Origin of the sequence: Pseudomonas sp. EGD-AK9, assembly GCF_000465935.2 — a bacterium.
Classification (GTDB): domain Bacteria; phylum Pseudomonadota; class Gammaproteobacteria; order Pseudomonadales; family Pseudomonadaceae; genus Aquipseudomonas.
Map to the genome: position 1 here is coordinate 1 of NZ_AVOF01000390.1, position 2,719 is coordinate 2,719.

General features: G+C 71.3%; 2 protein-coding genes. Both read left to right on the forward strand.

Translation table 11 applies throughout. From position 1 onward, the window contains the following. On the forward strand, positions 1–814 hold an 814-nt coding region (locus N878_RS17015; RefSeq protein ID WP_021444803.1), incomplete at its 5' end, for a cell wall metabolism sensor histidine kinase WalK. After that, the coding region (locus N878_RS17020; protein WP_021444804.1) for a CHASE domain-containing protein at positions 807–2,719 on the forward strand (1,913 nt) is incomplete at its 3' end. The genes N878_RS17015 and N878_RS17020, both read left to right, overlap by 8 nt.

Genomic DNA, 2,719 nt, shown 5'->3' on the forward strand with positions numbered 1-2,719 from the left:
GCACCCGCTGCACGGCCCGCTGTGGGTCGAGGGGCGCGCCGCGCCGCAGCGCCTGCCCGGCGGCGACGTCCTCTGGCACGGTTTCATCAGCGACATCAGCGAACGCAAGCGCGGCGAGCAGCTGCAGAACGAGTTCGTCTCCACCGTCAGCCACGAGCTGCGCACCCCGCTGACCGCCATCGCCGGCTCGCTCGGCCTGATCAACGGCGGCGCCCTCGGCGCGGTGCCGGAGGCCATGCGGCAGATGCTGGAGATCGCCCAGAGCAACAGCCAGCGCCTGCGCAAGCTGATCGACGATTTGCTCGACATCGACAAGCTGGTCGCCGGCAAGATGCGCCTCGAGCTGCAGCCGCTGGCCCTGCGCGCGCTGCTGGCGCAGGCGCTGCAGAGCAACCAGCCCTATGCCGAGCACCATCGGGTGCAGCTGCGCCTGCTGCCCGGCGCCGACTGCCAGGTGCTGGCCGATGCCCAGCGCCTGGAGCAGGTGCTGGCCAACCTGCTGGCCAACGCCGCCAAGTTCTCCGCCGCCGGCCAACGTGTGGAGCTGAGTGCCGCGCCGCGCCAGGGCTGGGTGCGGATCAGCGTGCGCGACCATGGCCAGGGCATCGCCGAGAGCTTCCAGCCGCGCATCTTCAGCAAGTTCGCCCAGGCCGATGCCGGCGACACCCGCCAGCAGGGCGGCACCGGCCTCGGTCTGGCGATCAGCAAGGAGCTGGTCGAACGCATGGGCGGGCAGATCGGCTTCGACTCGACGCCGGGCCAGGGCAGCACCTTCTGGATCGACCTGCCGCTGGCCGGGGGCAGCCATGAGTAACGCCAACGGGCTGCGTCTGCAACTGCTCGGCCAGCTGTTCGGCCGCGCCAATCTGCTGGCCTGGGGCGTGCTGGCGCTGGCCCTCGGCGCCACGCTGCTGGCCTGGCACAACCTGCGCCAGAGCCAGAGCGAAGCCGCCGCGCGCCAGCTCGAGCTGCTCGCCGACGAGCTGAGCGAAGCCATAGTCCAGCGCATGCAGAATCAGGAAAGCATCCTGCTCGGCGCCGCCGCCTTGCTCGACACCAGCGACGAGGTCAGCCGCGACGATTGGCGTCGCTATGCCGAGCGCCTGCGCCTGGGCGAGCGCTACCCGGGCATCCAGGGCCTGGGTTTCAGCCAGGTGCTGCGCGCCGAGCAGTTGCCCGCCTTCGAAACCGCGCTGCGCACCGAGGGCTTTATCAACTTCCGCGTGCGCCCGTTCGGCCAGCGCCCGCTGTACAGCGCCATCCGCTATATAGAGCCGTTCGCCGGGCGCAACCTGGTCGCCTTCGGCTTCGACATGCTGTCTGAGCCGGTGCGCCGGGCCGCCATGCTGGATGCCGCGCGCAGCGGCCAGAGCCGCCTGTCCGGGCGCGTCACCCTGGTTCAGGAAACCCACGGCCGGGTGCAGCCGGGCCTGCTGCTGTACGTGCCGGTGTACTGGCCGGGGCAGCCGCTGGACAGCCCCGAGCAACGCCTGGCCGCCCTGCGCGGCTTCGCCTACAGCCCCTACCGGGTGCACGACCTGATGCACGGCATCCTCGGCGGCCGCCAGCGCGAGCTGGACTTCGAGCTCTACGCCAGCCCCGCCGCCGCGGCCGGCGAGCTGCTCTACAGCAGCCGCGGCGATACCCCGGCCAGCACACCGGCCGCCGCCCAGCGCCAGCTGGAGCTGTTCGGCCAAAGCTGGCGCCTGCACTTTCACCATGCCCCGGGCTTTCTCGCCGACGCCCACCGCGGCGAGAGCTCGCTGCTGGCGCTCGGCGGCTGCATCGGCCTGCTGCTGTTCTTCCTGGTCAGCAGCCTCAGCCAGCGCCGCGCGCAGGTGCAGCAACTGGCCGACCGCATCACCGAGCAGCTGCGCCTGAGCGAGGAACGCCTGGCCCTGGCGCTCAAGGGCAGCAACGACGGCTGGTGGGACATCGACCTCAAGGCCGGCAGCTTCTTCGCCTCGGCGCGCGGCTGGCAGATGCTCGGCCACCCCGAACAGGGCCCGCCTGGCTTCGCCGACGACCCGCTGGGCTGGGAGCGCCTGGTGCACCCGGACGACCTGGCGGCGGCGCGTACCAGCCTGATGCAGGCGCTGCGCCAGGGTGCCACCTACTTCACCATCGACTGCCGCCTGCTGTGCGTCGACGGCACGCCGCTGCCGGTGCTGTTGCGCGGCTATATCCAGCGCGGTGCCGACGGCTATCCGCTGCGCATCACCGGTACCACCATGGACCAGAGCGAGGCCAAGCGCATCGAACGGCTGAAAAGCGAGTTCGTCTCCACCGTCAGCCACGAGCTGCGCACCCCGCTGACCGCCATCGCCGGCTCGCTCGGCCTGATCAACGGCGGCGCCCTCGGCGCGGTGCCGGCGGGCATGCAGCAGATGCTCGGCATCGCCCAGGCCAACAGCCAGCGCCTCAGCCACCTGATCAACGACCTGCTGGACATGGACAAGCTGGAAGCCGGCAAGATGCAGTTCGACCTGCAGCCCTGCGCGCTCGCCGAGCAGCTGGCGGAGGCCCTGGCCAGCAACCAGGCCTATGCCGCCCAGCACCAGGTGCAGCTGCGCCTGGCCGAATGCCCGCCGCTGCGGGTGCGGGTCGACGCCATGCGCCTGCAGCAGGTGCTGGCCAACTTCCTCTCCAACGCGGTGAAGTACTCGCCGCCCGGCGCCGAGGTGCTGCTGCACGCCGAGCGCCGCGGCGCGCGGGTACG